Here is a 24013-nt window from a genome sequence, read left to right as displayed (position 1 = left end):
GTGTTACGGGGAGAACAACCGTAATGATTGACCGACCAACGGAGTCCCCGTGTCGCTGCCACCCCTGGTCGAGCCCGCTGCCGAGCTCACCGTAGACGAGGTCCGCAGGTACTCCCGCCACCTGATCATCCCCGACGTCGGGATGGACGGGCAGAAGCGGCTGAAGAACGCCAAGGTGCTGGCCGTCGGCGCCGGCGGCCTGGGCTCGCCGGCGCTGATGTACCTGGCCGCGGCGGGCGTCGGCACGCTGGGCATCGTGGAGTTCGACGAGGTCGACGAGTCGAACCTGCAGCGCCAGATCATCCACAGCCAGGCCGACATCGGCCGCTCCAAGGCCGAGTCCGCGCGCGACTCCGTCCTCGGCATCAACCCGTACGTCAACGTGGTCCTTCACGAGGAGCGGCTCGAGGCCGACAACGTGATGGACATCTTCAGCCAGTACGACCTGATCGTCGACGGCACGGACAACTTCGCGACCCGCTACCTGGTCAACGACGCCTGCGTGCTGCTCAACAAGCCGTACGTGTGGGGCTCGATCTACCGCTTCGACGGCCAGGCCTCGGTCTTCTGGTCCGAGCACGGCCCCTGCTACCGCTGCCTCTACCCGGAGCCCCCGCCGCCGGGCATGGTCCCCTCCTGCGCCGAGGGCGGCGTCCTTGGCGTGCTGTGCGCATCCATCGGCTCCATCCAGGTCAACGAGGCCATCAAGCTCCTCGCGGGCATCGGTGAGCCCCTGGTCGGCCGCCTGATGATCTACGACGCCCTGGAGATGCAGTACCGCCAGGTCAAGGTCCGCAAGGACCCGAACTGCGCGGTCTGCGGCGAGAACCCGACCGTCACCGAGCTCATCGACTACGAGGCCTTCTGCGGCGTCGTCTCCGAGGAGGCCCAGGAGGCGGCCGCCGGCGCGACGATCACTCCCAAGCAGCTCAAGGAGTGGATCGACGACGGCGAGAACATCGAGATCATCGACGTCCGTGAGATCAACGAGTACGAGATCGTCTCGATCCCCGGCGCCAAGCTGATCCCGAAGAACGAGTTCCTCATGGGCACCGCCCTGGAGGGCCTCCCGCAGGACAAGAAGATCGTCCTGCACTGCAAGACGGGCGTCCGCAGCGCGGAGGTCCTCGCCGTGCTCAAGTCCGCGGGCTTCGCGGACGCCGTGCACGTCGGCGGCGGTGTGATCGGCTGGGTCAACCAGATCGAACCGCACAAGCCGGTCTACTAAGCGCCCGTTCCGCTGACCAGCGGGACAGAAGAAGCCCACGGCTCTGACCAGCTCAGATGCCGTGGGCTTCTGTCGTTGTTGGTGGGCGTCGGGTGGCCTTGGACGGCCCAGGGACGGCCCGGGACCTCGGCCGCCTCACCTCCGCGCGGGAGCCAGAAAATGACACACCGTGATCACTCCAGGGGCGCAGGAGCGACCTGGGAGCTGCTCCCTGTGGTGTCGCGTGAAGGTGTGGTCCGGTTTGAGGTAGGACTCTCCCCGACCCCTGCGGCAAGTCCCCGTGCTCGGATTCGGGCTGCGCAAGGGGCAATCTACCCAAGTCCCGCGCAGTGATGTCCAGTTGACGCTAGCGTTACATAACGTCCTACGACATCCCTGGGAGCATAATGAGTTCATTCCCCTCGCTTGCCGAAAACTACGCAAACGCGGCATGCGATCTTCCTGCATTTGGTGGAATCAGTCTCACTCAAACAAGAAGAGAAATGGAGGAACTACTGGGAAGGATTGGAAGTTACGGCTTTTTTGACGAGTACACCAAACATGATATTACGCACATTGAGGCTATGCTGGGAAAGCTGGATTGGCTAGTCACGGCCCGAACGTGCGAAGCAATGACTCCAGCCGACTGGTTACTGATTGTCCTTGCTGTATATTTTCACGACCTGGGGATGCTTGTCACTAAGGATGAATACGCGAGACGAGGCGAATCAGATTTTGCGCAGTTCTGTGAGAGCACACTTAACACACCGGACGCCGACGGGCGTGACTATTTTGCGCGCCTAAGCGGACTATCCAGAGAAGAGCAGGAAAAGTTCCTCTACCAAGAGTTCGTTCGCTACAATCACGCCGCAAGGGTGCGGAAATGGATTGAGGGAGACGCTTCTTCTAAGCTGGGGGCGAATGAGCGAATTGTTGACGAAATCCAGCGCATTCTTTCGCAGCTCGATCCTGTTTTTAGGGAAGACCTTGCCAAGGTGTGCGAAAGCCACCATCTTGATGATCTATTTGATGTCAAAAAGTACCCTGTTGAGCAGTATTACGGATCTGCGAGTAGCGAGCGAGCTAATGTGCAATTCGCAGCCATTCTCCTCCGGACGGTGGATCTTTTTCACATCACGAGGGACCGCACGCCGTCTGTGGCATTCCGTATCTTCAATCCAGCCGATCCGATCAGTCAGAACGAGTGGGCCAAACAGGCAGCCGTACGGGCAGTTGTTCCTATGATGGGCGTCGACAAGGATGGCGTCCCTTCGGAGGAAGCGCCGCGCGACACCATTTCTGTTCACGCTACTTTCACTGACGAGAATGGCTTCTTTGGCCTAACCTCTTACCTAAAGTACGCTGCGGATCAATTGCGCAAAAGCTACGAATGGGCTCAGCGCTCAAACTCCAGCCAGGGAACAAAGTACTATTTCCCCTGGAGAGCAATCGACACGACTCGCATTGAGGCGAGAGGATTCCTCACAGAGCCATTCCAATTCACCATCGATCAAGACAAAGTATTGGACCTTCTAACCGGACATACTCTCTACAACGACACGAATGTCGTTCTTCGTGAACTCCTGCAAAACTCGATCGATGCTGTGCGCCTAAAGCATGGTCATGATTCTAATCTTGCCGGAAGAGTCAGGGTTCACTGGGACAGTAAAGCGCGCACGTTGGAGGTGTGCGACAACGGCACGGGTATGACGCAAGGGGTGATTGAAAACAATCTACTCCGGGCAGGTGCAAGTCTTTATCAGGATCCTGAATTCCGCAAGCGCAATCCATCCTTTAACCCTATTAGTCGATTCGGAATTGGTGTTCTCTCTACCTTCATGGTGGCCGATCAAGTGGAAATTGTTACGTGCCATCCAGACGAGGAGCAAGCGCGGCAACTGTCACTACGCTCGGTTCACGGCCAATACCTCGTGCGGACCCTTGATAAGAATCAAGAGGTACCCGAAAGTATTCGTCCTCATGGAACGATTGTAAAACTGACACTCAGGCCGAGTGCAGAGCTAAAGAATGTAACGCAAACGGCGCAAGATTGGGTTATTCTTCCTGAATGCAATGTGTCAGTTCAGGAGGACGAAGGAGATCCGCGGAAAATCGGATTCACCTCGGTAACTGAAGCTCTGAGGTCGTCAATTGCGCGATCGAGCCCTGCAAGCGCACTGGCATTGGAACAGGAAAAGATTCGGGTCGTTGAACGACGCGCCGAGAACGTGACCATCGCATACGCTCTTAGGTGGAACCAACATTTTAGGGAATGGACGTTCCTGGCAGCAACAGCACCCCAGCAAGTAAGGAGGCGTTCGCAGGAATGGGTTCCTACAACGGGTGTTTGTGTGGGCGGCATACGCGTAGAGCACTATACGCCAGGCTTTCGTGGCATCGGTCCGATCGCTGCCCTTTCTAATACGCACGGGCCCACAGCGCCACGTACAAATGTTGCTAGATCTGCATTGGAGCCCACTCGCGAGTTGGGGGAATTCGTTCGCAACTGCTATGAAGCCTACTGTGAGCACGTAATCGAAGAGATTCAGTTGTTGCAGACTGAGCGTCAGCACTCGATTACCTGGGCAACAGAGGAAGCTCTCTTCATCGCTGGACCCCTTACTGGCCGAGGGCAAAGCAATCCGGTTTCGCCTCTGGCGCTTAAGGAGGCCGTCCAACAGATTCCGTTCTTCCTCATTGAGGATGAAGGCACGAGAAAACGTGTTACGGCCCGAGAGTTGCACAAGTTCGATGAAGTGGCGACAACGGAAAGCGCCGTAACGGAACATGTCGAGTACTTGCTTCGAGAGCTACCCGGCGGTACGCGGGAGTCGGTGGTCAATCTTCTGAGCGCTCAACAACAGGAGTCCACGGGGCAAAGGCTTCCTGTGCTGTGCTCACGCCTTGGGCGGACTGACGAAGTCGATGATCTATTCCTGACAAGTTGGGAGATTGCCAAGGTCAGAGGGAATATGGAGCACCGGAGTTGCAATGTCACCTGGGTGAAAAAGGGTGATGTGCTGCGGTGGACCCCGCGTTTCCTTGCCGGTACTCCTCTTGAAGCTCTAGAAGGGGAGCGCGAAAGCTACAGCAGTCAGCCTATGGGGCTTGTCAGGCTACCAATCGGCGAGGTTGAAGTCGCCGGGTTTAACGATAGTATGCGGGGTTTCATCATTGGGGAAACTCGTTATCTGCTGCCTGGACATCCCTGGCAAGAAATGGTAGATGCACTCTCTGGCGAACCAAATACGGCAACAGCGGAGATTCGTCTACTGCTTCTTTGTTGGCTCATTTCGAACCGTATTCATTCCGAGGATCAACATTATCGTGCGGGGAGGAAAGCGTTCTCGGTAGCGGAAACCCAAGAATCCTTGCAACGCCAAGGTATCCTAGATCTGGTCGACTGGCCAGAATTCGCCAAGATCGCGCGTTCTGACGAAAGTTCCGTGGAATTTTTCGATACGCGGAAATGGCAAAGGTGGGGTGGGGGCTACTATGGCGCCTTCTAGTATAGGTGGCGGCGGGTCGGGGGCTGATCGTTATTCAACCGGCGATTTGCGCGCTATTGGTTTTCAAGGCGTTTCGCAGCACGGCGCCCTCGAAAGTACCCTCAAGGACCTCTTTGTATGGGTAGAGTCCTTCGCTACTGAGTCCATTAATTGGTACAGTCAAGAAAAGGTGTCGAAGGCGCGATGGTCTCGATTCCTTCGGCTGGCGTCCGTATTGCTTTTTAGCCTAGGGACGGTAACGCCGGTGGTGGCCGTAGGGATGGGATGGTCAAAACAGTCCATCTGGGGATACGGGCTCATAGGACTTGGAGCATGCTGCGTCGCAGTCGATAGGGTGTGTGGTTTCTCATCCTCTTGGATGCGGTATGTCTCAACGGCCATCTCTCTTAATCGTCGGCTGATCGCATTCCAGGCGTCCTGGCCTAGGATAGAGGCCAGGGTTACCGGCAACCCAGATGTCGATGAGTTTTCTAAAGCAGTCCAGGAATTGGTCACTTTCGTGGACGACTTCGCCATGCTCATGGAGACAGAAACGCTGGCGTGGGTGTCAGAGTTCCAGAACCATCTCCTGCAGTTGGAATCAGGTACAGTGCCGGCATTGCCATCTCGTTCTCAGTGATGACGGGGGACCGTCTTCTGAAGGTCCGGTGATTAGGTAATAGAGGTCGGTGTAGCGGCTTTGGGCTGGAGCTGATTTGGCGCGAGTGATCATGGCCCCTTAAGCTTCCGGCGAGTCGGGCAGTCTGTGGACCTGCCCGTTAAAGCACGACGTTGGGGCCATGATCTTCGAGGCTCGCGCCAAATTGGCTGCCTAAAGCCGTGGAGCCGACCGCCCCAGCCGCAGAGGGTTTCTCCCGTACTCGCCCGCATGCACGTAGCGCGCCGCCGTGGCGCGGCCAGCCGGGGCGAAGACAGAGGCAGGCCGCGCCGCAGAGGCGGCGCGCGCCCGCGCCGTGCGCGGGCCTTGATGAAGTAGGGAAAGTTCTATCCCGCTGGGATGAGGCGCTTGCCGTCGTGGCTCCGTACGTGAGGGCCGTTGCCGTCCAAGGCGTCCAAGAGCCTGATCGAGAAGACCTCGGACATGCGCTCCGAGACCTCCTCGGGCGTGAGCCACGAGACCGCCGTCGATTCGTCCGACGTCCGCTCCGATCCACCGGAGGGCTTGCAGCGGAAGACCAGGGCGACGATGCCCCGGGTCGTGTTCTTGTAGACCCCGGTGAGCTCGTCCACCTCGACGTGGACGCCCGTCTCCTCTTGGACTTCGCGGACGACGCCCGCCTCGGGGGTCTCGTCGAGTTCGAGTACACCGCCCGGGAGCTCCCAAGAGCCGTTGTCGGCCCGGCGGATCGCCAGGAGGCGGCCGTCCTCGCGCACCACCACTCCGGCCACGGAGACTGAGTGCAACGGCATCGACGACCCTGCTTCCCGTGATGTACTCATGTACAGGAGCATAGGAGGCAGAGAAGGACTATGGGAACCGCAGCAGGAGGAGAGCGGTCCGTACCCCGGTACGTGCAGATCGCCGAAGAGATCGTGCACCAAATCCGGGCCGGTGTCCTGAAGCCGGGTGACATGGTGCCGAGTGAAGCGGACCTCGTCGACCGCTACAACGTCTCCGGAGGCACGATCCGCAAGGCCATGGTCGAGGTACGCGCGAGCGGACTCGTCGAGACCCGGCATGGCAAGGGCTCGATCGTGAAGGACCGGCCGCCGGTACGCCACCGCTCCTCCGACCGCTTCCGGCGCTCGCTCCGGCAGGGCGGTAAGGCTGCGTACCTCGCCGAGTCCGCGCAGTCCGGCGCCACGGCCAAGGTGAGCGTGCTCTACATCGGACCGATGGAGGCTCCGGAGGACGCGGCCCAGCGGCTGGGCGTTCCGGCCGGCACTCAGGTCCTGGCCCGGCGACGCCTCTACTTCCGGAACGGCACGCCCGTCGAGACCGCCACGTCGTACCTCCCCTGGGACGTCGTGAAGGAGATCCCGGAGCTGTTCGCCGAGAACCCCGGCGGCGGTGGCATCTACGCCCGACTCGAAGACCATGGGCACGAGTTCTCTGAGTTCGTCGAGACGCTCCAAGCCCGCCCGGCCTCCAAGGCAGAGGCGTCCGAACTGGCACTCAGCCCCGGTGCCCCGGTGGTTCACCTCATCCGTGAAGCCCGTACGACCGAAGGTCTCGTCGTCGAGGTCTGCGACACGCTCATGGCCGCTGACCAGTTCGTTTTCGAGTACCGCATCCCCGCCGTCGACTGACGCACGCTCAACTCCCCGCAGCCCGTCGCGAGTTCTTCTTCGCGGCGGGTTGACTCATGTATAGGAGTCGGGCACTCTTCTTCATGTCACTCATGTACATGAGTGACGGAGTCCAGCCTCTATAGAGGAGTGATTTGCTGTGCGCTCGATCCCCGTCAACACCTCCGACGCGACCGTGATGGTCGCCAAGTCCCCGCAGCCCAAGGTCAAGGACCGCCGTACCGGCGAGATCGCCACCGACGCCGAGACCGGCGCGAAGATGATGACCGTCGACGTGATGTTCGCGGCCAACGACGAGGTGGAGATCCTTTCCATCACGGTCCCCGAGACCGGTATCTCCGGTGAGCTGGCCATGGGCACTCCGGTGGCGCTGACTGGTCTGATCGCCCGGCCGTGGGAGAACGAGTTCAACGGGCAGAAGCGGCACGGGATCGCGTTCCGCGCGGTCGCGGTCACCTCGCTCGCCGCCGCTACCGCGAAGCCGAAGGCGGCCTGACCGTGAACGCCTTCATGGTCGCTCTGGTGCTGGTCGTCGTCACTGCGGGTCTCCTGCGGTGGCGGGGCCCCGCCTGGTACTGGATGACCTTCGGCGTCGTCCTCGCCACGGTCCGCGTCCTGGTCCGGTACGGCTCGGTCATGGACGCCTGCGGGCTGACGGTCCCGCCCTCGCGCTGGCGCCTGGCTCTGGCCCGGATCGCCAACCGGCCTGTGCCGGAGTCCCGCGCGCCGGGCATCCGGCGGTTACGTCCGACTCGTACCGGCCTGGTCCTGCGGCTCAAGCTTCGTCCCGGACAGGACGCCTTCGATATCGCCGCCGCCTCCGACCGGTTACGGCACTCCTTCTCAATGTACGGCGTGACCTCCCGCGAACTCCGCTCCGGCGTCGTCGAGTTGCGGATGACCGGCTACGACGTCCTCAAGCAAGTGCGCATGCCCGCCGACCCCGACACCCGCCCGATGCGCGTCCCGGTCGCCCTGCGCGAAGACGGCACGATCCACTACCGCGACTACCGGGCGATTCCTCACGCCCTCACCCTCGGCGCCACCGAGTCCGGCAAGTCCGTCTACCAACGCAACCTGGTCGCCGGGCTGGCGCCCATGGACGTGGCCCTGGTCGGCATCGACTGCAAGCAGGGTGTCGAACTCTTCCCGCTGGCCCGCCGGTTTTCCGCGCTCGCCGATAACCCCGACACCGCCGCCGACCTCCTCGACGCGCTCGTCAGGCACATGGAGGACGTCTACCAGCTCATCCGCGCTGAACAGCGCATCACCTCCGACGTCCCGGACGCCGACATCGCCGCCGACATCTGGGCCTTGCCCGACGACCTGCGCCCGACCCCGATCGTCGTCCTGGTCGACGAGGTCGCCGAACTCGCCCTGTACGCCAACAAGGAGGAGGAGAAGCGCCGGGACCGGATCATCACCGCCCTCGCCCGGCTCGCCCAGCTCGGCCGTGCCGCCGGGATCTACCTGGAGATCTGCGGGCAGCGCTTCGGCTCCGAACTCGGCAAGGGCATCACGATGCTCCGCGCCCAGCTCACCGGCCGCACCGCACACCGCGTCAACGACGAATCCAGCGCCAACATGGCCTTCGGCGACATCTCCCCGGACGCCGTCCTCGCCGCCATCCAGATCCCCGCCGACATGCGCGGGCTCGCCATCGCGGGCGACTCCACCGGAGGCTGGCATCGCATCCGGGCCCCGCACACCACGCTGCGCAAGGCCGTCAACGTCTGCAACCGGTACGCCGACCTGACCCCGGACGTGCCCGCCCTGGCGCCCTTCCGGCCCGCGCTCGGCATCCCGCGGCCGATGACCGCTCCGGCCGTCGAGTCGGCCCCGGCCGCCGCCTGAACCCTCCCGCTCCACGGTCGGCGCGACCGCACCCGCGCCAAGTCCCTACCCGACCCATGCCTGAACTGAGGGAGTCAACCCGCCATGTGCCCGCCCTGTGAGGACTTCACCCGCACCGTCGGGATGCTGGCCGACCTGGCCCTGTACGCCCACACCGACGACGCCGACGAGGGGTTCATCGGCATCGTCGGCCCGTGCCTGGCCGCGTCCCTGCCGGAGCCGCCGCCCGGCCTCTTCCCGCCCGGCTACGACCCCAACGACGGCCCGGCCTACCCCGGCCGGGACTCCTGATGGCCCGCCCCGCCCTCCGCGTGGACGCCGTCCTCGTCCAGGCCGTCATCGCCGGAGCCCTCTCCTTCGCCCACCTGCACGACCTGGCCGCCGCTGCCGGACAGGACGGCTGGAAAGCCTGGGCCTACCCCGTCTCCGTCGATCTGCTCCTGGTCGCGGCCTGGCGACGCCTGCGCAACGACGGCCCGTCCCGGCTGGCCTGGTGCTGGTTCGTCATTGCCCTGGTCGCCTCACTCGGCGCCAACATCGCCACCGCCGGATTCCTCGACCTGGCCAACCCGCCCGCCCTGCTCCGTCTCGGCGTCGCCGGATGGCCCGCCCTCGCCTTCCTCGGCGGCACGCTCCTCGCCCACGCCTCGACCCCGGCGAGCGACCGGGTGCCGGTTCCGCCGGCACCCGCAACCGCACCCGAAGTCGAGCCCGATCCCACCCCCGAACCGGCTCCGGAAGCAGCCTCGGTCACCGCACCCGAACCGACCCCGGCCCTGCCCGCCGCCGACCCGGCTCCGTCCATGCCGCCCGTCCCGGCCGCCTTGGTCGACCACGCCCGCAAGGTCGCCGACGACCACCAGTCCCGGACCGGCGCCCCGATCGACACCGACACCCTGCGCGCCCGCCTCGGCGTCCCGCCCCAGCTCGCCGACGCCATCGCCGCCCAACTCGCCTGACCGGAAGGGAGAACCACCGCCATGCCCGCCAACGAGCACTTCCACTCGCTGATGCAGATCGGCCCCGTGCAGATCGGCACCCACCGCGACCGCAACGGCAGGACCGCCCACGCCGCCGTGTGCACCGCCGACCGCTGCGGCTGGTCCGCCGACTACACGAGCCGGAGCGCCGCCCAGCTCGCCGCCCGTACCCACCGTTGCCGCGTCCGCTAGGAGGCCACCGCCATGGACGTCCCCCTCTGGTTCGCCCTGCTCGTCGTCGGCTACCTCGGCGTCAAGCTCATCCGCCCGCCCTGGTGGCTCATCGCCGTCCTCCTGCTCGGCGGCTACCTCCTCGCCGACAGCCTGCTCGCCCCCGCGATCGACGCCGCCGTCAAGTAGCCCACACCTGAAGGGAGTTCACCATGTTCCGCCCGAAGATCCCGACCATGCCCACGCCGACCGGAGTCACCACACCGCCGACCGTCATCGAGCCGACCTCCGTCATCCCGCACACCCCGACCACACCGACACCCCCGGTTCCGGCCTCTGCCCGTCCCACGATCCAGCTCACCCCCGGCACCGCGCTCGCCCTCGTCGGCGGCGGCACCGCCGTGGTCCTGGTCGTCGGCGCCGTCCTCGTCTCCCTGCTCCTGGCGGTCGCCATCACCGGCGCGTCCCTCGCCATCTGTGCCCTGGTGATCCGCTCCCTCGTCACCACCAGCGCCAAGCAGCGCTGACCGGCCCCCGGGCTGCCTCGATACCGCCAAGCATCCACCGCCCGGGAGCCGTGCCCCTTCTCCGATCCCGAGGAACCGAAAAGGAACCCCCAGCATGACGGAACGCACCACGCCCGCGCGGCGCATCTGCCCGGACTGCGACGGCTTCGCCTCCGCCGCCGTCACCCTCGGCGGCCGTGACCGGCGCGGACACCTGCGCACCATTACCGCGTACTGCCCGGCCTGCAACGGCCTCGGCGTTATCCGCACCCGCCGCACGCGGGAGGGTGCCCGTGCCTGACACGCTGCTCGACCCGACCACCCTCGGCGACCTGCTGAGGGTGGCTTCGGCCTCCGACTATGACCGCTGGGAAGACCAGATACGCCGCACCGGCGGCTGCTCCGACCCGATCCACCTGACCGGCTGGACCCTCCACAAGGACAAGGTCACCGGCGAGACCCTGCACCACTACTCCACCGAGAACGAACCCGGCGGACGCCTCCGCCTCGCCTGCGGCAACCGCCGCGCCTCCCGCTGCCCGTCCTGCGCCTGGACGTACGCGGGCGACACGTACCACCTCATCCGCGCGGGCCTGGCCGGAGACGACACCCGCGACATCCCCTCCACCGTCCGCGACCATCCCCGCGTCTTCGCCACCCTCACCGCCCCGTCCTTCGGCCCGGTCCACAACCGCCCCGACCGCGGCACCTGCCGCTGCGGCACCCGCCACCCGGCCGACGATCCGGCCCTCGGCACGGCCCTCGACGCGACAACGTACGACTACGCGGGCGCCGTCCTCTTCAACAACCACGCGGGCGACCTCTGGCAGCGCTTCACCACTCGCCTGCGTCGCGAGATCGCCGCCCGTGCCGGACTCACCCGCAGTGAACTGCCCGACCACGCCCGCGTCTCCTACGGCAAGGTCGCTGAGTTCCAGAAGCGCGGTGCCCTGCACTTCCACGCAGTGATCCGCATCGATGGCCCGGACGGTCCCGACACACCCCCACCCGCCTGGGCCACGACCGACCTCCTCACCGACGCCATCCGCGCCGCCGCCGCGCACTCCTACACCTCGGTCTCCGTCCCGGCCGCCGACGACCAACCCGCCCGCACCTTCCGATGGGGCACCCAACTCGACATCCGCCCGGTCAAGGCGTTCGGCGACGGCTCCGACATCACCGAACAGGCCGTGGCCTCCTACGTTGCCAAGTACGCCACCAAAGCCGCCGAGAACACCGGCACCCTCGACCGCCGCATCGGCGAACTCTCCGAACTCGACCGCCATCAGGTCCCCGACCACACCCGCCGCCTGATCGAAGCCTGCAAGACCCTCGACCCGCTCTATCCGGAGCGACGTCTATGGGCCTGGGCTCACATGCTCGGCTTCCGAGGCCATTTCAGCTCCAAATCCCGCCGCTACTCGACGACCCTCGGCGCCCTCCGCCAAGCCCGCGCCGACTACCGCGCCGCGCAGGAACGCGAATCCCTCGGCATGGACGACCGCGAGCCGGACACCGTCCTCGTCCTCACCGACTGGCAGTACGCCGGACACGGCCACACCCCCGGCGAATCCGTCCTCGCCGCCACCATCGCCCGCGGCCTCCAACTCGGCCGCGAGACAGCCCGCGAAGAACTCCGCGCCCTGGCCGACGAAAGGCAGTGGTGACATGACGGCGCTCCCGAACAGGTTCCTGACCCCGGAAGACCTGGTGGAGATGTTCGAGCTGCCCAGCGTCGAGACGGTCTACCAATGGCGTCGCAAGCGCACCGGTCCCCGCGGCTTCCGCGTCGGCCGGCACCTCCGCTTCGACCCGGAGGACGTACGCGCCTGGGTCGACTCCCAGCTGAAGGGAGCTGCTGCCTGATGGCCGGACACGTCCAAGACCGCTGGTACCGGACTGAGCCGGGCCCGGACGGCAAGCCCAGCCGGGTCAAGACCGATCGCCACGGCATGGGCATGCGCTACCGCGCCCGCTACATCGGCCCGGACGGCACCGAGAAGTCCAAGAGCTTCCCGGACAAGCAGAAGCGGCTCGCTGAACTGTGGCTCACGCAGATCGAAGCTGACATGTCGCGGGGGCAGTACATCGATCCGCAAGCCGGTCGCCTCACCGTTCGACAGCACGCCGAACGATGGTTGGCGTCGCTCACCATGGACCCGGGCACCTTCGTGGGCACCGAGCAGCGCATCCGCCTGCACGTCCTGCCCTACCTGGGCAGTCGTACGCTGGGCTCACTCCGGCCGACGCACATCCGTGAGTGGTTGCGGAAGCTGCATGATGGGGGAGTCGCACCGGCTTATCAACGGGTGATCTTCGCGAACTTCTCCACCATGCTCACGGCGGCTGTTGATGATCGCCTGATCCCGGAGAATCCCTGCCGCTCGTCGTCTGTCCGTGCGCCGAAGCTCGATGTTCGCCGGATTGTTCCTTGGCCGCGTGAGCGCGTGCTCGCGGTCCGCTCGGCGCTACCAGAGCATTACCGGGCCATGGTGGATCTGGCTGGCGGGTGCGGCCTGCGTCAGGGTGAGGTGCTGGGGCTGGCGGTCGACGACTTGGACTTCATCGACGGCGTGGTTCATGTGGTCCGGCAGGTCAAGCTCATTCGCAACCGTCCCGTTTTCGCTCCGCCCAAGGGCGCAAAGACGCGCACTGTGCCTCTGCCCGCAACCGTTGCCCGGATGGTCGAGCAGCACATCAGCCAGCATCCACCCACGGTGGTGACGCTCCCTTGGAGGGCGGTCGACGGTCCCCCTGTCACGGCATCCCTGCTCTTCCACAGGGATCAGGGCCGCCCGGTCAACCGAAACGACTTCAACCGTTGGGCATGGCGTCCAGCATTGGAGGCGGCTGACGTCCCTTACGGCCGGGTTAATGGCATGCACGCGCTGAGGCACTTCTACGCGTCCGTCCTGCTCGATGCCGGGGAGAGCATCAAGGCTGTCTCCCAGTACCTCGGGCACCATGACCCGGGCTTCACTCTGCGGACCTATACGCACCTGATGCCTAGCAGCGAGAAGCGGACCAGGGAAGCCGTGGACCGAGCCTTCGCGGACGGCCCCGAGAACGATGACGGCCCCACGACGGCCCAGGAGGGGTGACGAGATGGGGAACATGCAGTTCAGGCAGGTTCCCGCCTGACTTGCCGGTCTACTGACCGACGGTCTGCCGTACGGCGGGGGCCGCGTGCACCACGGGTGCGTGCGGCCCCCGTCGTCGTCATGAGCAGACCTTGCCGTCCTTCGGCACCGTGCCCTTGAGCAGGTACGCGTTCACCGTGGAGTCGACGCAGTCGCTCCCGCTGCCGTACGCCCCGTGTCCCTCGCCCTTCCAGGTGAGCTCCACGCCGACGCCCTTGCCCAGCTCGTCCGCCATCTTCCGGGCGCCCTCGTACGGGGTCGCCGGGTCGCCGGTGTTGCCGACCACGAGGACCGGCGCCGCGCCGGGCGCGCTCACCTCCGGGGTGTCCCACTGCCCGGCCACCGGCCAGTCGTGGCACCAGCCGGCCGTGTCCCAGCCCAGGAAGGCCCCGAAGACGGGCGAGAGCTTCTCGAACGTCGGCAACAGCTTCTTCGTCTCCGCCGCGGTCGGCCGCTGCTTGTCGTCCAGGCACGATATGACCCGCTGGGAGTGGGTCGTCGTGCCGTAGTGGCCCGAGGTGTCCCGTTCGTTGTAGCCGTCGGCGAGCGTCAGCAGCTCCGCGCCGTCCCCCTCCTCCGCGGCCTTCAGGGCGCTGGTCAGCGTCGGCCAACTGGCCTTGCTGTAGAGCGGCAGCACGATGCCGGTGACCGCGAGGGTCTGGGTCAGCTTCCGGGAGGTCCCCGTCGGCAGCGGGTTCGCGTCGAGGTCCTTCAGCAGCGCGGCGATCTTCCGCGTGCCCTGTTCGGGGTCCTGGCCGGTCGACTTCAGGTAGTCGTCCAACGCGCGCTGGAAGCCCCGGGTCTGGTTCTCCGCGTGTCCCACGGTGTCGGCGCTCGGGTCGACGACCGCGTCGAGGATCAGCCGCCCCACGTTCTTCGGGAACAGATGGGCGTACACGCCGCCGAGTTCGGTGCCGTACGAGATGCCGAAGTAGTGCATCTTCTCGTCGCCCAGCACCTGACGCATCAGGTCCATGTCGCGGGCGGTGTCGGTGGTGGAGACGTGGGCCAACAGCTCGCCGGCCGCCTTCTGGCAGCCCTTGCCGAAGTCGGTGGCGTCCTGGAAGTAGGCGGCCTCCTCGGCCGCGGTGTCCGGCGTGGCGTCGATCGACTCGGCGGACTCGATCGCCTTGTCGCCGCGGCAGCGGACGCCTTCGCTTCCGCCGACCCCGCGCGGGTCCCAGCTCACCAGGTCGTACCGCTCGCGCAGCGGTGAGACCGTCGCGCCGTACAGCGGCATCATCGACACACCGGAGCCGCCGGGGCCGCCGAAGTTGAACAGCAGCGAGCCGATCTTGTCGTCGCCACGGGCCTCGGCGCGGATCAGCGCGAGGCCGATGGTCTTCCCCGACGGCTTCGCCCAGTCCAGCGGCACCTTGAGCGTCGCGCACCGCCATTCGCTGCTCGGGGCGGGGGAGTCGGCGGTGCCCTTGCAGTCTTCCCAGTCGAGCTTCTGCGAGGTCAGCGAGGCGGGCAGGGCTGCCGCGGCCTCGGTGCCGGAGGGGCTCGACGACGGGCCGGACGCGTGGGTCTCCCCGTCGCCCCCCTCTCCCTTTCCGTCGTCGGACGAGCCGCCGCTACAGGCTCCCACCAGTAGTGCCGCGGCGGCGGCCAGAGCCGTCCACCGTACGAAACGCGTCATCGCAGTCCCCCCTCGCGGGCCGTCCGCATCGTGCCGCGGATGGCGGTCATGCCATGGTAGGCGGATCACACGAGGACCGCCGAGGCCTGTGGATAACGTTCTGACCTGCACTTTTCCTGATGCGGGAGGGTCAGGAGCACACGGTCCCGGCGGTCGGGACCCTGCCGTCCAGCAGATAGCCGTTCACCGCGCTCTGCACGCACTTGTTCTTGCTGTCGTAGGCGCCGTGTCCCTGGCCCTTGTACGTCAGCTCGACGCCGACGCCCTCGCCCAGCGCGTCCACCATCCTTCGCGCCCCTTCGTACGGTGTGGCCGGGTCGCCGGTGTTGCCGACGACGAGGATCGGTGCCGAGCCGGACGCGCTCACGTCGGGGTGCTCGGCGGCGCCCTTCACGGCCCAGTCGGTGCAGCTGACCATTCCCCAGGCCAGATAGTCGCCGAAGACCGGGGAGGCGGACCGGAACTCGGGGAGCTTCTGCTCGACGTAGTCCTCGGTGTACCGGGCCTTGTCGTCCGCGCAGTTGATGGCGATGTTGGCCGCGGTGAGATTGCTGTACGTGCCGTCCTCGTTGCGCCCGTTCATGGAGTCGGCCAGCAGCATCAGGACCCTGCCGTCCCCGGCGTAGGCCTGGTCCAGGCCCTCCGTCAGGTACTCCCAGAAGTCCTGCGAGTACAGCGACTGGGCGATGCCGCTGGTCGCCGCGGTCTGGGTCAGCTTGCGCAGTCCGACGCCGGGGATCGGCGTGGTGTCGAGGTCCTTCAGGAGTCTGGCGATGCGGTCCTTGACGTCCTGTGCGGTGTCGCCGATCGGGCAGTCCTCGGTCTTCGACACACAGTCCTCGGCGAAGTTGTCGAGGGCGAGCTGGAAGCCCTTGGTCTGGCCGAGCGAGCCCTGCTCGGAGTCCTCGGTCGGGTCGACCACGGCGTCGAAGACGGCCCGGCCCACCCGCTTGGGGAACAAGTGGGCGTACACGCCGCCGAGTTCGGTGCCGTACGAGATGCCGAAGTAGTGCAGCCGGTCGTCGCCGAGGACCTGGCGCATCAGGTCCATGTCGCGGGCCGCGTCGGTGGTGCGCACATGGGGGAGCACCTTCTTGGAGTTGTCCTCGCAGGCCGCGTTGAACTCCTTGGTGTTGTCCAGGAGCTTGGTGCGCTCGGTCGCGTCGTCGGGGGTGGCGTCCTGCTGGAAGTACGCGTCGAGCTGGAGGTCGTCGAGGCATTCCACGGGGGCGCTGCGGCCCACTCCGCGCGGGTCGAAGCTCACCAGGTCGTACCGGGTGCGCAGTTTCGCGTAGTCCTCGCCGAAGGCGGGCAGGGTGGTGACGCCCGAGCCGCCGGGGCCCCCGAAGTTGAAGATCAGGGAGCCGATCCGCTTGCTCTCGTCGCCGCTCGTCCTCGCTCGGATCAGCGCCAGCCCGATCGTGTCGCCTTTGGGATCGTCCCAGTCGCGGGGCGCCTTGAGGGTCGCGCACTGCCACTCGTCGCCGTCGGGCAGAGGCGACGGGGCGTCACCGCCGCCCTCCGCCGTGGACGGGGCCGGGCAGTCCTCCCAGCTCAGCTTCTGGGCCGTCAGATCCTGATCCTTGGAGTCGTCGCCGCAGCCCGCCAGCACGCTGGACAGCAGGACGGCGGAGGCGGTCAGGGCAGCGGCCCGCAGACGGGGAGGGTTCGGCATGGTCCCATCCTGCGGGCGGGCAGGACGGCCCGCTCGGGGCACGGGCCGTACGAGGTACGCGCGCGTGCCCCTGAGGCGGGCCCTGCGTGGTGCCTACAGCGCTCCCTTGCGGGACAGGTGGTTGAAGGCCAGCCAGCCCGGCAGCACCGGCAGCCACAGGGTCAGCAACCGGTACAGGAGGACGGCGGGTGCGGCGACCTCGCTGGGCAGGCCCACGGCGATCAGACCGACCGTCAGGGTCGCCTCCACGGCGCCCACACCGCCCGGTGTCGGAGCCGCCGAACCGAGCGCGTTGCCGGCGAGGAAGACGACCGCGACGCTGGCGATGCTGAGCGAGGAACCCTCGGTGCCGAAGGCCCGGATCGAGGCGTCCAGGCACATCACGAAGCAGGCGGTCAGCAGCAGCATGCCGCCGATGCCGGTGAAGAGCTTCTGCGGCCGCTGCAGCACGTCGAGCATGCGCGGGATGACGCCGGCGAAGAGCGAACGCACGCGCGTGACCACGAACTTCCGCAGGAACGGAACGGAGGTGACCACCAGCACGAGCACCGCCACCGTCAGCAGACCCGCGATGACCGTCCGGGAGGGCGACAGCGACGGCGTCTTCTCGGTGCCGGTCAGATAGCCGAAGGAGAGCAGCATCAGGATGTGGCAGCCGAGCCCGAACAGCTGCGAGGCGCCGACACTGGCCACCGCGAGCCCGGGTCGCACCCCCTGTCGTTGCAGGAAGCGCGTGTTGAGGGCGACGCCGCCCACCGCGGCCGGCGCGACGATCTTCACGAAGGACCCGGCGACCTGCGCGCCCACGGTCCGCATGAAGGGCACCCGCTCGGGCACGAACCCCAGCAGTGACATCGCCGCCGCGAAGTAGCTCGCCGCCGAGAACAGCACGGCCGCCGCGACCCAGCCCCACTCGGCGTTCTGGATGAGCGGGCCGAACTCGATGTGGGTCAGCTGCGTCAGCAGGAAGTACGCGCCGATGGCACCGGCGATGACGCTGATGAGCGTGCGCGGACGCACCCGCTCCAGACGGGCCGGCTCGACGGGCGCCTGGGGCCTGATCAGCAGTACCTCATGGCGGATGAGCGTGAGCAGATCGTCCTCGCGCGCCTCGTCCAGTGCCTCGTCGATGGCCCGCTTCTCGGCCCGCGCCTCCGCGCGTACGGCCTTCTTGTCGGGCTTGTCGAGCACCGGCTTGGCGTCCTCGTGGGCCTCTTCGAGCCTGGCCTGCTTGGCCTGTCGGGAGGCCTCCAGGATCGCGTCGCGCTCGCGCTGGGCGCGTTCCCGGGCCAGCGTGCGCAGTGTCGCGCGCGTGGAGCGGCTCAGGGCGATGGGCTGGAGCATCGGCAGACAGTCGGCGACGGCGTCGGGGCCGAGCACGTTCACCGCGGCCGCCACCGCGCGTTCGGCGCCCACGCGCAGCCCGAGCGTCACCAGCAGCTGGGAGATGTCCATGCGCAGCAGCAGGTCGCCGGCCGCGATCTCACCGACGCGCAGGTCGGTGAGGATCACGGTGCCGGAACGATCCACCAGAATCGCGTCGCCCACGAGGCGCCGGTGCGCGATGCGCCGGGACTGCAGGGCCCGCACCTGGTGCCAGGTGTCGCGCAGCAGGTCGTCGGTGATCTCCTCGTCCGCCAGCGAGTCGAGGGTGCGTCCGCCGGTGTGCTCGTAGACGAGCATCACGGCGTCGGGGCCGAGCTCGGAGGTCGCGATCAGCTTGGGTGCGTTGGCGCCGGCCCCGATGGCGGCGTAGGCCAGCAGGGCCTCCTGCTCCAGGGCCTGGCGCAGGGAGGGCAGGCTGCTGCGGGTGGCGAAGCCGCGCAGGGTCAGATTCCTCCACGCGCGGTAGAAGAAGCCCTGCGCCTGTTGCTCCCGGTCGACGACCGTCACATCGAGCGGCGGGCCGTCCTCCAGGGTGACGAAGTAGCGTCGGCCCCGGTCTCCGGTCTCCGGGGTCTCCACGGCCTCCTCGCGGGCCGCGCTGACCGGGTGGAAGCCGACGTGCCGCAGGCCCGCCATCAGCGTGCGTCCGGTGGGCCGGACGTTGGGCGAGCCGACCGCGTACAGCGTGCCGTAGGCCACGGTCCAGCCGATGAGCACCGTCAGGATGATCGAGAACGGGGTCGTGTAGCCCGTGACGAGCATCGAGAAGGCGTCGAGCATCAGCACGATCCAGAGCACCGCGCGCCAGCGCGGCCGTCGAGACATGCCGACCGCCGTCATGTACGCGATGACCGGCGCGAGATAACCGTGCACCGGGTCGGTCAGGGCGTGGATGTCGCCCGGGGAGGGCTGGGTCAGCGCCTCCTGGATCGAGTCCGGAGCGGCCTTGGCGACCCAGAGGTCGGTGGCCAGGGTCACACCGTGGGCGAGGACCGCCGCGAGCACGCCGTCGGCGATGCGCAGCCCGTCGCGTTTGATCAGCCGCTCGATCGCGAAGGCGACCGGCACCAGCAGGATCGCGATGCTGGAGGCGAGGCCCGCGATCTTGATGAGCAGGTCGGGCGCCTGTCCGGTGCCCTTGTTGATGTCCTGTTCGAGGCCCGAGGTCGTGCCGTGCGCGAACGCGGCGATCGCCAGCAGCACGACGACCGCGAGAACACCCACCAGGAGCCGCATCAGGTCCGAGGGCCGGTGCACGCGCGCGGGGAGGAGGGGTTCGTCGCCCTCGACCTCTTCGGCGTGGGTCTCCTCGTCGAAGTCGGCGCTGGTCGCGGAGGTGTCGGCCGCGTCGTCGGCGCCGGGGCGCGACGAAGCGTCAGAGGTGCTCTCCGTGTCCTCCGGGGGCACGCCCTGTTGCTTCATCGTCTCTTCTTGATCTCGTATCACCGGTCACCGCCCGCACGATGGTGGCATGCTCCGCCGACACACCGGGGCGTCAGGGTGCACATGCGGGGGCGCACAGTCTGCCGGAAGCGCCGCTCCAGGGCGAGGGATCCTCGCGGTCGCCAGCGCGTCACATTGTCGGTGGGGTGGGGCAGGATGGGGCGGATGAGCGACGAGAGCCTTGTGCGGGACGTACCGCCGGACGCCCTCCCGGAGTACGCCGAGCGCGTCCTCGAGGTGGCCGATCTCATCCCGCCCGGGCGCGTCATGACCTACGGCGACGTGGCCGAGTGGTTGGAGGAGGGCGGCCCGCGTCAGGTCGGCCGGGTGATGGCGCTCTACGGAGGCGCCGTCCCGTGGTGGCGTGTGGTCCGCTCGGACGGCGTGCTGCTGCCCGGCCACGAGCTGCGGGCGCTCGATCACTACCGGGCCGAGGGCACGCCCCTGAAGACGGCGAGCAGGGCCGCCGAGGGCCACATGCCGCGCCTGGACATGAAACGGGCGCGGTGGGACGGCGGTGGACGCGCGGAGGGTCACACCTGACAGCTTCCGCCATCGGACGGGCCCTGGGGGAGCCTGTGATCCGTACGGGGGAACAGGGGCACGTCCGTGGCATGGCGTACGTTCGAGGGGCGAGGGACGTACGTGCCGCGAGGGCCGCGAGTGCTCCGGGGGACGTACGGGTCGAGAGTGCCGCGCGTGCTCCGAGGGAAGAAGCGGAAGCCCTGCTTCCAATCCGTTGGTCGGCGTAGCGTCGGCTGCACACGCCCCCCTCACCCCGCGATCACCGCCCTGCACGCATGGCGGACAGCCAACCAGCACACCCACCAGGACCGGCGAACCACGTGAGCTCCTCTTCCTCCACAAGGCGCCTGGCGCACCCCCAGGTGCGCCAGGGGAACCGTGGCGCTTACCGACTGGTGCGTACCCCGCCGGCCCGAGTGGATCCCCCTCCTCTGGACGCCGCGCAGCGCTCCGTGGTTGAGCACAAGGGCGGCCCGTTGCTCGTCCTCGCAGGCCCGGGCACCGGCAAGACCACCACCCTCGTCGAGTCCGTGGCCGCGCGCGTCGCCCGCGGCGGCGACCCCGCGCGCGTGCTCGTGCTGACGTTCAGCCGCAAGGCCGCCGTCGAACTGCGTGACCGCATGGCGCTGCGCATAGGAGCCGGCCGGGCGCCGCAGGCGACCACCTTCCACTCGTTCTGCTACGCCCTGGTCCGCGCCCACCAGGACAGCGACCTGTTCGTGGAGCCGCTACGGCTGCTGTCCGGCCCCGAGCAGGACGTCACCGTCCGCGAACTCCTTTCCGGCCAGCCCGACCTGGAGCGGCTGGGCCTCGCGCACGTGCGCTGGCCGGACGAACTGCGGGCCTGTCTCACCACCCGGGGCTTCGCCGACGAGGTCCGCGCGGTGCTCGCCCGCAGCCGCGAACTGGGCCTGGACCCGGCCGCCCTGGACGCCTTCGCCCGCCGTATCGGCCGCCCCGACTGGCGTGCCGCCGCGGCCTTCCTCGCCGAGTACCTCGACGTCCTCGACCTCCAGGGCGTCCTCGACTACGCCGAACTCGTCCACCGCGCGGTGCTCCTCGCCCACAGCCCGGAGACCGCCGGGCGGCTGGCCGCGCAGTACGACGCCGTCTACGTCGACGAGTACCAGGACACCGACCCGGCCCAGGTGCGGCTCCTGCACGCCCTCGCCGGCGGCGGACGCACCCTCGTCGCGTTCGGCGACCCCGACCAGTCGATCTACGCCTTCCGCGGCGCCGACGTGAACGGCATCCTGGACTTCCCCGACGCCTTCCCGCGCGTCGACGGCCGCCCGGCGCCCGTCGAGGTCCTGCGCACCTCCCGCCGCTCCGGCGCCGGACTGCTGACCGCGACCCGGCTGCTGACCCAGCGCATGCCGCTCACCCGGCTGCCCGCGGAGAAGGTCCGCGCCCACCGCGAGCTCACACCGGTCAGGGAGGGCGGGCGCGTCGACGTCTTCACGTACCCGACGCCCGGTACGGAACTGGACAACGTCGCCGACATCCTGCGCCGGGCCCACCTGGAGGACGGCGTGCCCTGGGGCGAGATGGCCGTCCTGGTGCGCGCCGGGTCGCGCACCATCCCGACGGTGCGCCGGGCGCTCACGGCAGCGGGCGTACCCCTGGACATCGACGGCGACGACCTTCCGCTGCGGCACGAACCGGCGGTGTCGCCCTTGCTGACGGCATTGCGGGCGGTGGCGACGGCGGAGGCCGGGGCGCGGTCCGAGGAGGCTGAACCCCAGCCCCAGGAGCCCGAAACCTGCTGGCTCGACACCGAGACCGCCCTCACCCTCCTCACCTCCCCCCTCGCCGGCATGGACGCCGCGGACCTGCGCCGTCTCGGCCGTGCCCTGCGCGACGAGGAGCGGGCAGCGGGCAACGCCCTGCCGCCGCCCTCGGACGAGCTGCTCGCGCGGGCGCTCGCGGAGCCCGAGCGGCTGGCCGTGCACGACCCCGCGTACGCGCGAGGTGCCCAACGCCTGGGCGCGCTGCTGCGCAAGGCCCGTGAGCGCCTCGCGGGCGGCGGCAGCGCGGAGGAGGCGCTGTGGGACCTGTGGAACGGCACACCGTGGCCCGCCCGCCTGGAGCGGGCCGCCCGGCGCGGCGGCGCGGCCGGCCGCAACGCCGACCGCGACCTGGACGCCGTGTGCGCGCTGTTCGCCACCGCCGCCCGCGCGGAGGAGCGCAGCGGCGGCCGCGGCGCCCTCAACTTCCTGGAGGAGATCGACGCCGAGGACATCGCCGCCGACACCCTCACGCGGCGTGCCGTACGCCCCGACGCCGTCCGTCTGATGACCGCGCACCGCTCCAAGGGCCTGGAGTGGCGTCTGGTCGTCGTCGCCGGCGTCCAGGAGGGCCTGTGGCCCGACCTGCGCCGCCGCGGCTCCCTCCTGGAGGCCGACCGCATCGGCCGCGACGGCCTCGCCGAACCGCTCACCCCGGGGGCGCTGCTGGCCGAGGAACGCCGCCTGTTCTACGTCGCCGCCACACGCGCGCGTGAGCGCCTCGTCGTCACGGCGGTCAAGGCCCCGGCCGACGACGGCGACCAGCCCTCCCGCTTCCTGACCGAGCTCGGCGTCGAACCCAAGGACGTCACCGGCCGCCCGCGCCGCCCCCTGTCCGTCGCCGCGCTCGTCGCCGAGCTGCGCGCCACGACCGTCGACCCGCGCGTGTCGGACGGCCTGAGGGAGGCCGCCGCCCGCCGGCTGGCCAGGCTCGCCGCCCTCACCGACGAGGACGGTCGCCCACTCGTCCCCTCCGCCCACCCCTACCGCTGGTGGGGCATGTTCGAGCCGACCGAGTCCAAGGTGCCGCTGCGCGACCGTGACCAGCCCGTCGTGCTCTCCGGCAGCGCCCTCGACCAACTCGCCAACACCTGCGCCCTGCAATGGTTCCTGGGCCGCGAGGTGAAGGCCGACGCGCCCGCGACGGTCGCCCAGGGCTTCGGCAACGTCGTGCACGTCCTCGCCGACGAGGTCGCCTCCGGACATACCCCGGCCGACCTCGCCGTCCTCATGGAGCGCCTCGACTCCGTGTGGAACGCCCTCGCCTTCGACGCGCCCTGGAAGTCGGCGCAGGAGAAGGAGAACGCGCGCGTGGCGCTCGAACGCTTCCTGAAGTGGCATGTCGACACGAGTGGCGCCCGCGCCGGCCGCACCCCGGTCGCCAGCGAGCACGACTTCGACGTCACCCTCGAAGCCGGCGACTACGAGGTGCGCATCCGCGGCCAGATGGACCGCGTCGAGGCGGACGGCGACGGTCGCGCCTATGTCGTCGACTTCAAGACCGGCAAACAGGCGCCGACCGCGCGCGAGGTGGAGCACCACCCACAGCTCGCCGTCTACCAGCTCGCCGTCCGCGAGGGCGCCGTCGACGAGGCCTTCGACGGCGTACGCCCCGAGCCGGGCGGCGCCGAACTCGTCCAGCTGCGCCAGGGCGCCGCCAAGCGCGACGGCGGCGAGACCCTGCCCAAGGTGCAGGCACAGGAGCCGCTGGAGGGGGAGTGGGTCGGCGACCTGCTCGCCACGGCCGCCGGCAAGGTCCTCGACGAACGGTTCACCCCGACCACCGGCCAGCACTGCACCCACTGCGCCTTCCGGGCGTCGTGCAGCGCCCGACCCGAGGGACGCCAGGTAGTGGAGTGACCGGACGGCTGTGACGCGTCGCACCACACGTGATGACCTGCGCTTCTCTCGAATCGGCGGTCGATTCGTCCTCGGCTG

21 protein-coding genes are annotated in these 24013 nt (G+C 67.9%); 17 read left to right on the top strand and 4 right to left on the bottom strand.

The window, feature by feature from the left end; genetic code table 11:
- The first annotated feature begins 49 nt into the window (after positions 1 to 49).
- The 3 genes from moeZ (at position 50) to ACIHIX_RS01510 (ending at position 5335) form a co-directional block, all read left to right on the top strand.
- Positions 50 to 1228: an adenylyltransferase/sulfurtransferase MoeZ gene (gene moeZ, locus ACIHIX_RS01520; RefSeq protein ID WP_399948545.1), complete on the top strand. Its 1179-nt coding sequence runs from the start codon at positions 50 to 52 to the stop codon at positions 1226 to 1228.
- Positions 1229 to 1614: 386 nt separating this feature from the next.
- Positions 1615 to 4716 carry an ATP-binding protein gene (locus ACIHIX_RS01515; protein WP_399948543.1) on the top strand — a complete coding sequence of 1034 codons (3102 nt, stop codon included), beginning with the start codon at positions 1615 to 1617 and terminating at the stop codon, positions 4714 to 4716.
- Positions 4703 to 5335 (top strand): SLATT domain-containing protein, encoded by a 633-nt coding sequence (locus tag ACIHIX_RS01510; protein ID WP_399948541.1) that lies wholly within the window; start codon positions 4703 to 4705, stop codon positions 5333 to 5335. Before ACIHIX_RS01515 ends, ACIHIX_RS01510 begins: the two co-directional genes overlap by 14 nt.
- Before the next feature lie 365 nt (positions 5336 to 5700).
- Here ACIHIX_RS01510 and ACIHIX_RS01505 read toward each other — a convergent pair whose 3' ends face one another.
- A complete protein-coding gene (locus ACIHIX_RS01505) occupies positions 5701 to 6168 on the bottom strand; it encodes an NUDIX hydrolase (protein ID WP_399948539.1) in 468 nt (155 codons plus the stop codon).
- Between the two features lie 18 nt (positions 6169 to 6186).
- Here ACIHIX_RS01505 and ACIHIX_RS01500 point away from each other — a divergent pair, with 18 nt between their 5' ends.
- The 12 genes from ACIHIX_RS01500 (at position 6187) to ACIHIX_RS01445 (ending at position 13578) form a co-directional block, all read left to right on the top strand.
- Positions 6187 to 6966, top strand: coding sequence for a GntR family transcriptional regulator (locus tag ACIHIX_RS01500; RefSeq protein WP_399948537.1), 780 nt, complete (start codon positions 6187 to 6189; stop codon positions 6964 to 6966).
- Positions 6967 to 7105: 139 nt separating this feature from the next.
- Positions 7106 to 7462 carry a hypothetical protein gene (locus tag ACIHIX_RS01495; RefSeq protein WP_399948535.1) on the top strand — a complete coding sequence of 119 codons (357 nt, stop codon included), beginning with the start codon at positions 7106 to 7108 and terminating at the stop codon, positions 7460 to 7462.
- 14 nt (positions 7463 to 7476) lie between these two features.
- Positions 7477 to 8820 carry an FtsK/SpoIIIE domain-containing protein gene (locus ACIHIX_RS01490; protein ID WP_399950006.1) on the top strand — a complete coding sequence of 448 codons (1344 nt, stop codon included), beginning with the start codon at positions 7477 to 7479 and terminating at the stop codon, positions 8818 to 8820.
- 84 nt (positions 8821 to 8904) lie between these two features.
- A complete protein-coding gene (locus ACIHIX_RS01485) occupies positions 8905 to 9111 on the top strand; it encodes a hypothetical protein (RefSeq protein ID WP_399948533.1) in 207 nt (68 codons plus the stop codon).
- Positions 9111 to 9779, top strand: a complete 669-nt coding sequence (locus ACIHIX_RS01480; protein ID WP_399948531.1) for a DUF2637 domain-containing protein — start codon at positions 9111 to 9113, stop codon at positions 9777 to 9779. The genes ACIHIX_RS01485 and ACIHIX_RS01480 overlap by 1 nt, the downstream gene beginning before the upstream one ends.
- A gap of 21 nt (positions 9780 to 9800) precedes the next feature.
- The gene (locus ACIHIX_RS01475) at positions 9801 to 9992 is read left to right on the top strand and encodes a mobile element transfer protein (protein WP_059191860.1); all 192 of its coding nucleotides are present in this window, start codon (positions 9801 to 9803) and stop codon (positions 9990 to 9992) included.
- A gap of 12 nt (positions 9993 to 10004) precedes the next feature.
- Positions 10005 to 10160, top strand: coding sequence for a hypothetical protein (locus tag ACIHIX_RS01470; protein ID WP_399948529.1), 156 nt, complete (start codon positions 10005 to 10007; stop codon positions 10158 to 10160).
- Positions 10161 to 10183: 23 nt separating this feature from the next.
- The gene (locus tag ACIHIX_RS01465) at positions 10184 to 10498 is read left to right on the top strand and encodes a SpdD-like protein (RefSeq protein WP_399948527.1); all 315 of its coding nucleotides are present in this window, start codon (positions 10184 to 10186) and stop codon (positions 10496 to 10498) included.
- Between the two features lie 94 nt (positions 10499 to 10592).
- Positions 10593 to 10778 (top strand): hypothetical protein, encoded by a 186-nt coding sequence (locus tag ACIHIX_RS01460; protein ID WP_399948525.1) that lies wholly within the window; start codon positions 10593 to 10595, stop codon positions 10776 to 10778.
- A complete protein-coding gene (gene repSA, locus ACIHIX_RS01455) occupies positions 10771 to 12144 on the top strand; it encodes a replication initiator protein RepSA (RefSeq protein WP_399948523.1) in 1374 nt (457 codons plus the stop codon). Before ACIHIX_RS01460 ends, repSA begins: the two co-directional genes overlap by 8 nt.
- 1 nt (position 12145) lies before the next feature.
- Positions 12146 to 12343, top strand: a complete 198-nt coding sequence (locus tag ACIHIX_RS01450) for an AlpA family transcriptional regulator (RefSeq protein ID WP_059191864.1) — start codon at positions 12146 to 12148, stop codon at positions 12341 to 12343.
- Positions 12343 to 13578 (top strand): tyrosine-type recombinase/integrase, encoded by a 1236-nt coding sequence (locus tag ACIHIX_RS01445; RefSeq protein WP_399948521.1) that lies wholly within the window; start codon positions 12343 to 12345, stop codon positions 13576 to 13578. Before ACIHIX_RS01450 ends, ACIHIX_RS01445 begins: the two co-directional genes overlap by 1 nt.
- Positions 13579 to 13696: 118 nt before the next feature.
- Here the strand turns inward: ACIHIX_RS01445 and ACIHIX_RS01440 are convergent, their stop codons facing one another.
- The 3 genes from ACIHIX_RS01440 to ACIHIX_RS01430 all read right to left on the bottom strand — a co-directional run bounded on the left by ACIHIX_RS01440 (position 13697) and on the right by ACIHIX_RS01430 (position 19742).
- Positions 13697 to 15259, bottom strand: coding sequence for an alpha/beta hydrolase (locus tag ACIHIX_RS01440; protein ID WP_399948519.1), 1563 nt, complete (start codon positions 15257 to 15259; stop codon positions 13697 to 13699).
- Between the two features lie 130 nt (positions 15260 to 15389).
- Positions 15390 to 16934, bottom strand: coding sequence for an alpha/beta hydrolase (locus ACIHIX_RS01435; protein ID WP_399948517.1), 1545 nt, complete (start codon positions 16932 to 16934; stop codon positions 15390 to 15392).
- 93 nt (positions 16935 to 17027) lie between these two features.
- Positions 17028 to 19742, bottom strand: coding sequence for a lysylphosphatidylglycerol synthase domain-containing protein (locus ACIHIX_RS01430; protein WP_399948515.1), 2715 nt, complete (start codon positions 19740 to 19742; stop codon positions 17028 to 17030).
- 186 nt (positions 19743 to 19928) lie between these two features.
- On the opposite strand from ACIHIX_RS01430, the gene ACIHIX_RS01425 reads away from it, so the two are divergent.
- Both ACIHIX_RS01425 and ACIHIX_RS01420 read left to right on the top strand, forming a co-directional pair.
- Complete coding sequence (locus tag ACIHIX_RS01425) at positions 19929 to 20306, top strand: MGMT family protein (protein WP_399948513.1); 378 nt, start codon at positions 19929 to 19931, stop codon at positions 20304 to 20306.
- A 302-nt stretch (positions 20307 to 20608) separates the two neighbouring features.
- The gene (locus ACIHIX_RS01420; RefSeq protein WP_399948511.1) at positions 20609 to 23935 is read left to right on the top strand and encodes an ATP-dependent helicase; all 3327 of its coding nucleotides are present in this window, start codon (positions 20609 to 20611) and stop codon (positions 23933 to 23935) included.
- Positions 23936 to 24013 lie beyond the last annotated feature (78 nt).

This window comes from Streptomyces sp. NPDC051913 (assembly GCF_044593635.1).
Lineage (GTDB): Bacteria > Actinomycetota > Actinomycetes > Streptomycetales > Streptomycetaceae > Streptomyces.
The sequence above is the reverse complement of the archived record's forward strand: the minus strand, read 5'-3'. Positions and strand labels throughout refer to the sequence as shown.

Excerpts from the sequence above, each read along its gene's own strand:
- ACIHIX_RS01470 (WP_399948529.1), top strand. The coding sequence starts at position 10,005 with ATGGACGTCCCCCTCTGGTTCGCCCTGCTCGTCGTCGGCTACCTCGGC.
- ACIHIX_RS01480 (WP_399948531.1), top strand. The coding sequence starts at position 9,111 with ATGGCCCGCCCCGCCCTCCGCGTGGACGCCGTCCTCGTCCAGGCCGTC.
- ACIHIX_RS01430 (WP_399948515.1), bottom strand. The coding sequence starts at position 19,742 with ATGAAGCAACAGGGCGTGCCCCCGGAGGACACGGAGAGCACCTCTGAC.
- ACIHIX_RS01475 (WP_059191860.1), top strand. The coding sequence starts at position 9,801 with ATGCCCGCCAACGAGCACTTCCACTCGCTGATGCAGATCGGCCCCGTG.
- ACIHIX_RS01465 (WP_399948527.1), top strand. The coding sequence starts at position 10,184 with ATGTTCCGCCCGAAGATCCCGACCATGCCCACGCCGACCGGAGTCACC.
- ACIHIX_RS01490 (WP_399950006.1), top strand. The coding sequence starts at position 7,477 with ATGGTCGCTCTGGTGCTGGTCGTCGTCACTGCGGGTCTCCTGCGGTGG.
- ACIHIX_RS01425 (WP_399948513.1), top strand. The coding sequence starts at position 19,929 with ATGAGCGACGAGAGCCTTGTGCGGGACGTACCGCCGGACGCCCTCCCG.
- ACIHIX_RS01440 (WP_399948519.1), bottom strand. The coding sequence starts at position 15,259 with ATGACGCGTTTCGTACGGTGGACGGCTCTGGCCGCCGCCGCGGCACTA.
- ACIHIX_RS01515 (WP_399948543.1), top strand. The coding sequence starts at position 1,615 with ATGAGTTCATTCCCCTCGCTTGCCGAAAACTACGCAAACGCGGCATGC.
- ACIHIX_RS01460 (WP_399948525.1), top strand. The coding sequence starts at position 10,593 with ATGACGGAACGCACCACGCCCGCGCGGCGCATCTGCCCGGACTGCGAC.
- ACIHIX_RS01510 (WP_399948541.1), top strand. The coding sequence starts at position 4,703 with ATGGCGCCTTCTAGTATAGGTGGCGGCGGGTCGGGGGCTGATCGTTAT.
- ACIHIX_RS01450 (WP_059191864.1), top strand. The coding sequence starts at position 12,146 with ATGACGGCGCTCCCGAACAGGTTCCTGACCCCGGAAGACCTGGTGGAG.
- ACIHIX_RS01435 (WP_399948517.1), bottom strand. The coding sequence starts at position 16,934 with ATGCCGAACCCTCCCCGTCTGCGGGCCGCTGCCCTGACCGCCTCCGCC.
- ACIHIX_RS01485 (WP_399948533.1), top strand. The coding sequence starts at position 8,905 with ATGTGCCCGCCCTGTGAGGACTTCACCCGCACCGTCGGGATGCTGGCC.
- ACIHIX_RS01500 (WP_399948537.1), top strand. The coding sequence starts at position 6,187 with ATGGGAACCGCAGCAGGAGGAGAGCGGTCCGTACCCCGGTACGTGCAG.
- ACIHIX_RS01445 (WP_399948521.1), top strand. The coding sequence starts at position 12,343 with ATGGCCGGACACGTCCAAGACCGCTGGTACCGGACTGAGCCGGGCCCG.
- ACIHIX_RS01505 (WP_399948539.1), bottom strand. The coding sequence starts at position 6,168 with ATGCTCCTGTACATGAGTACATCACGGGAAGCAGGGTCGTCGATGCCG.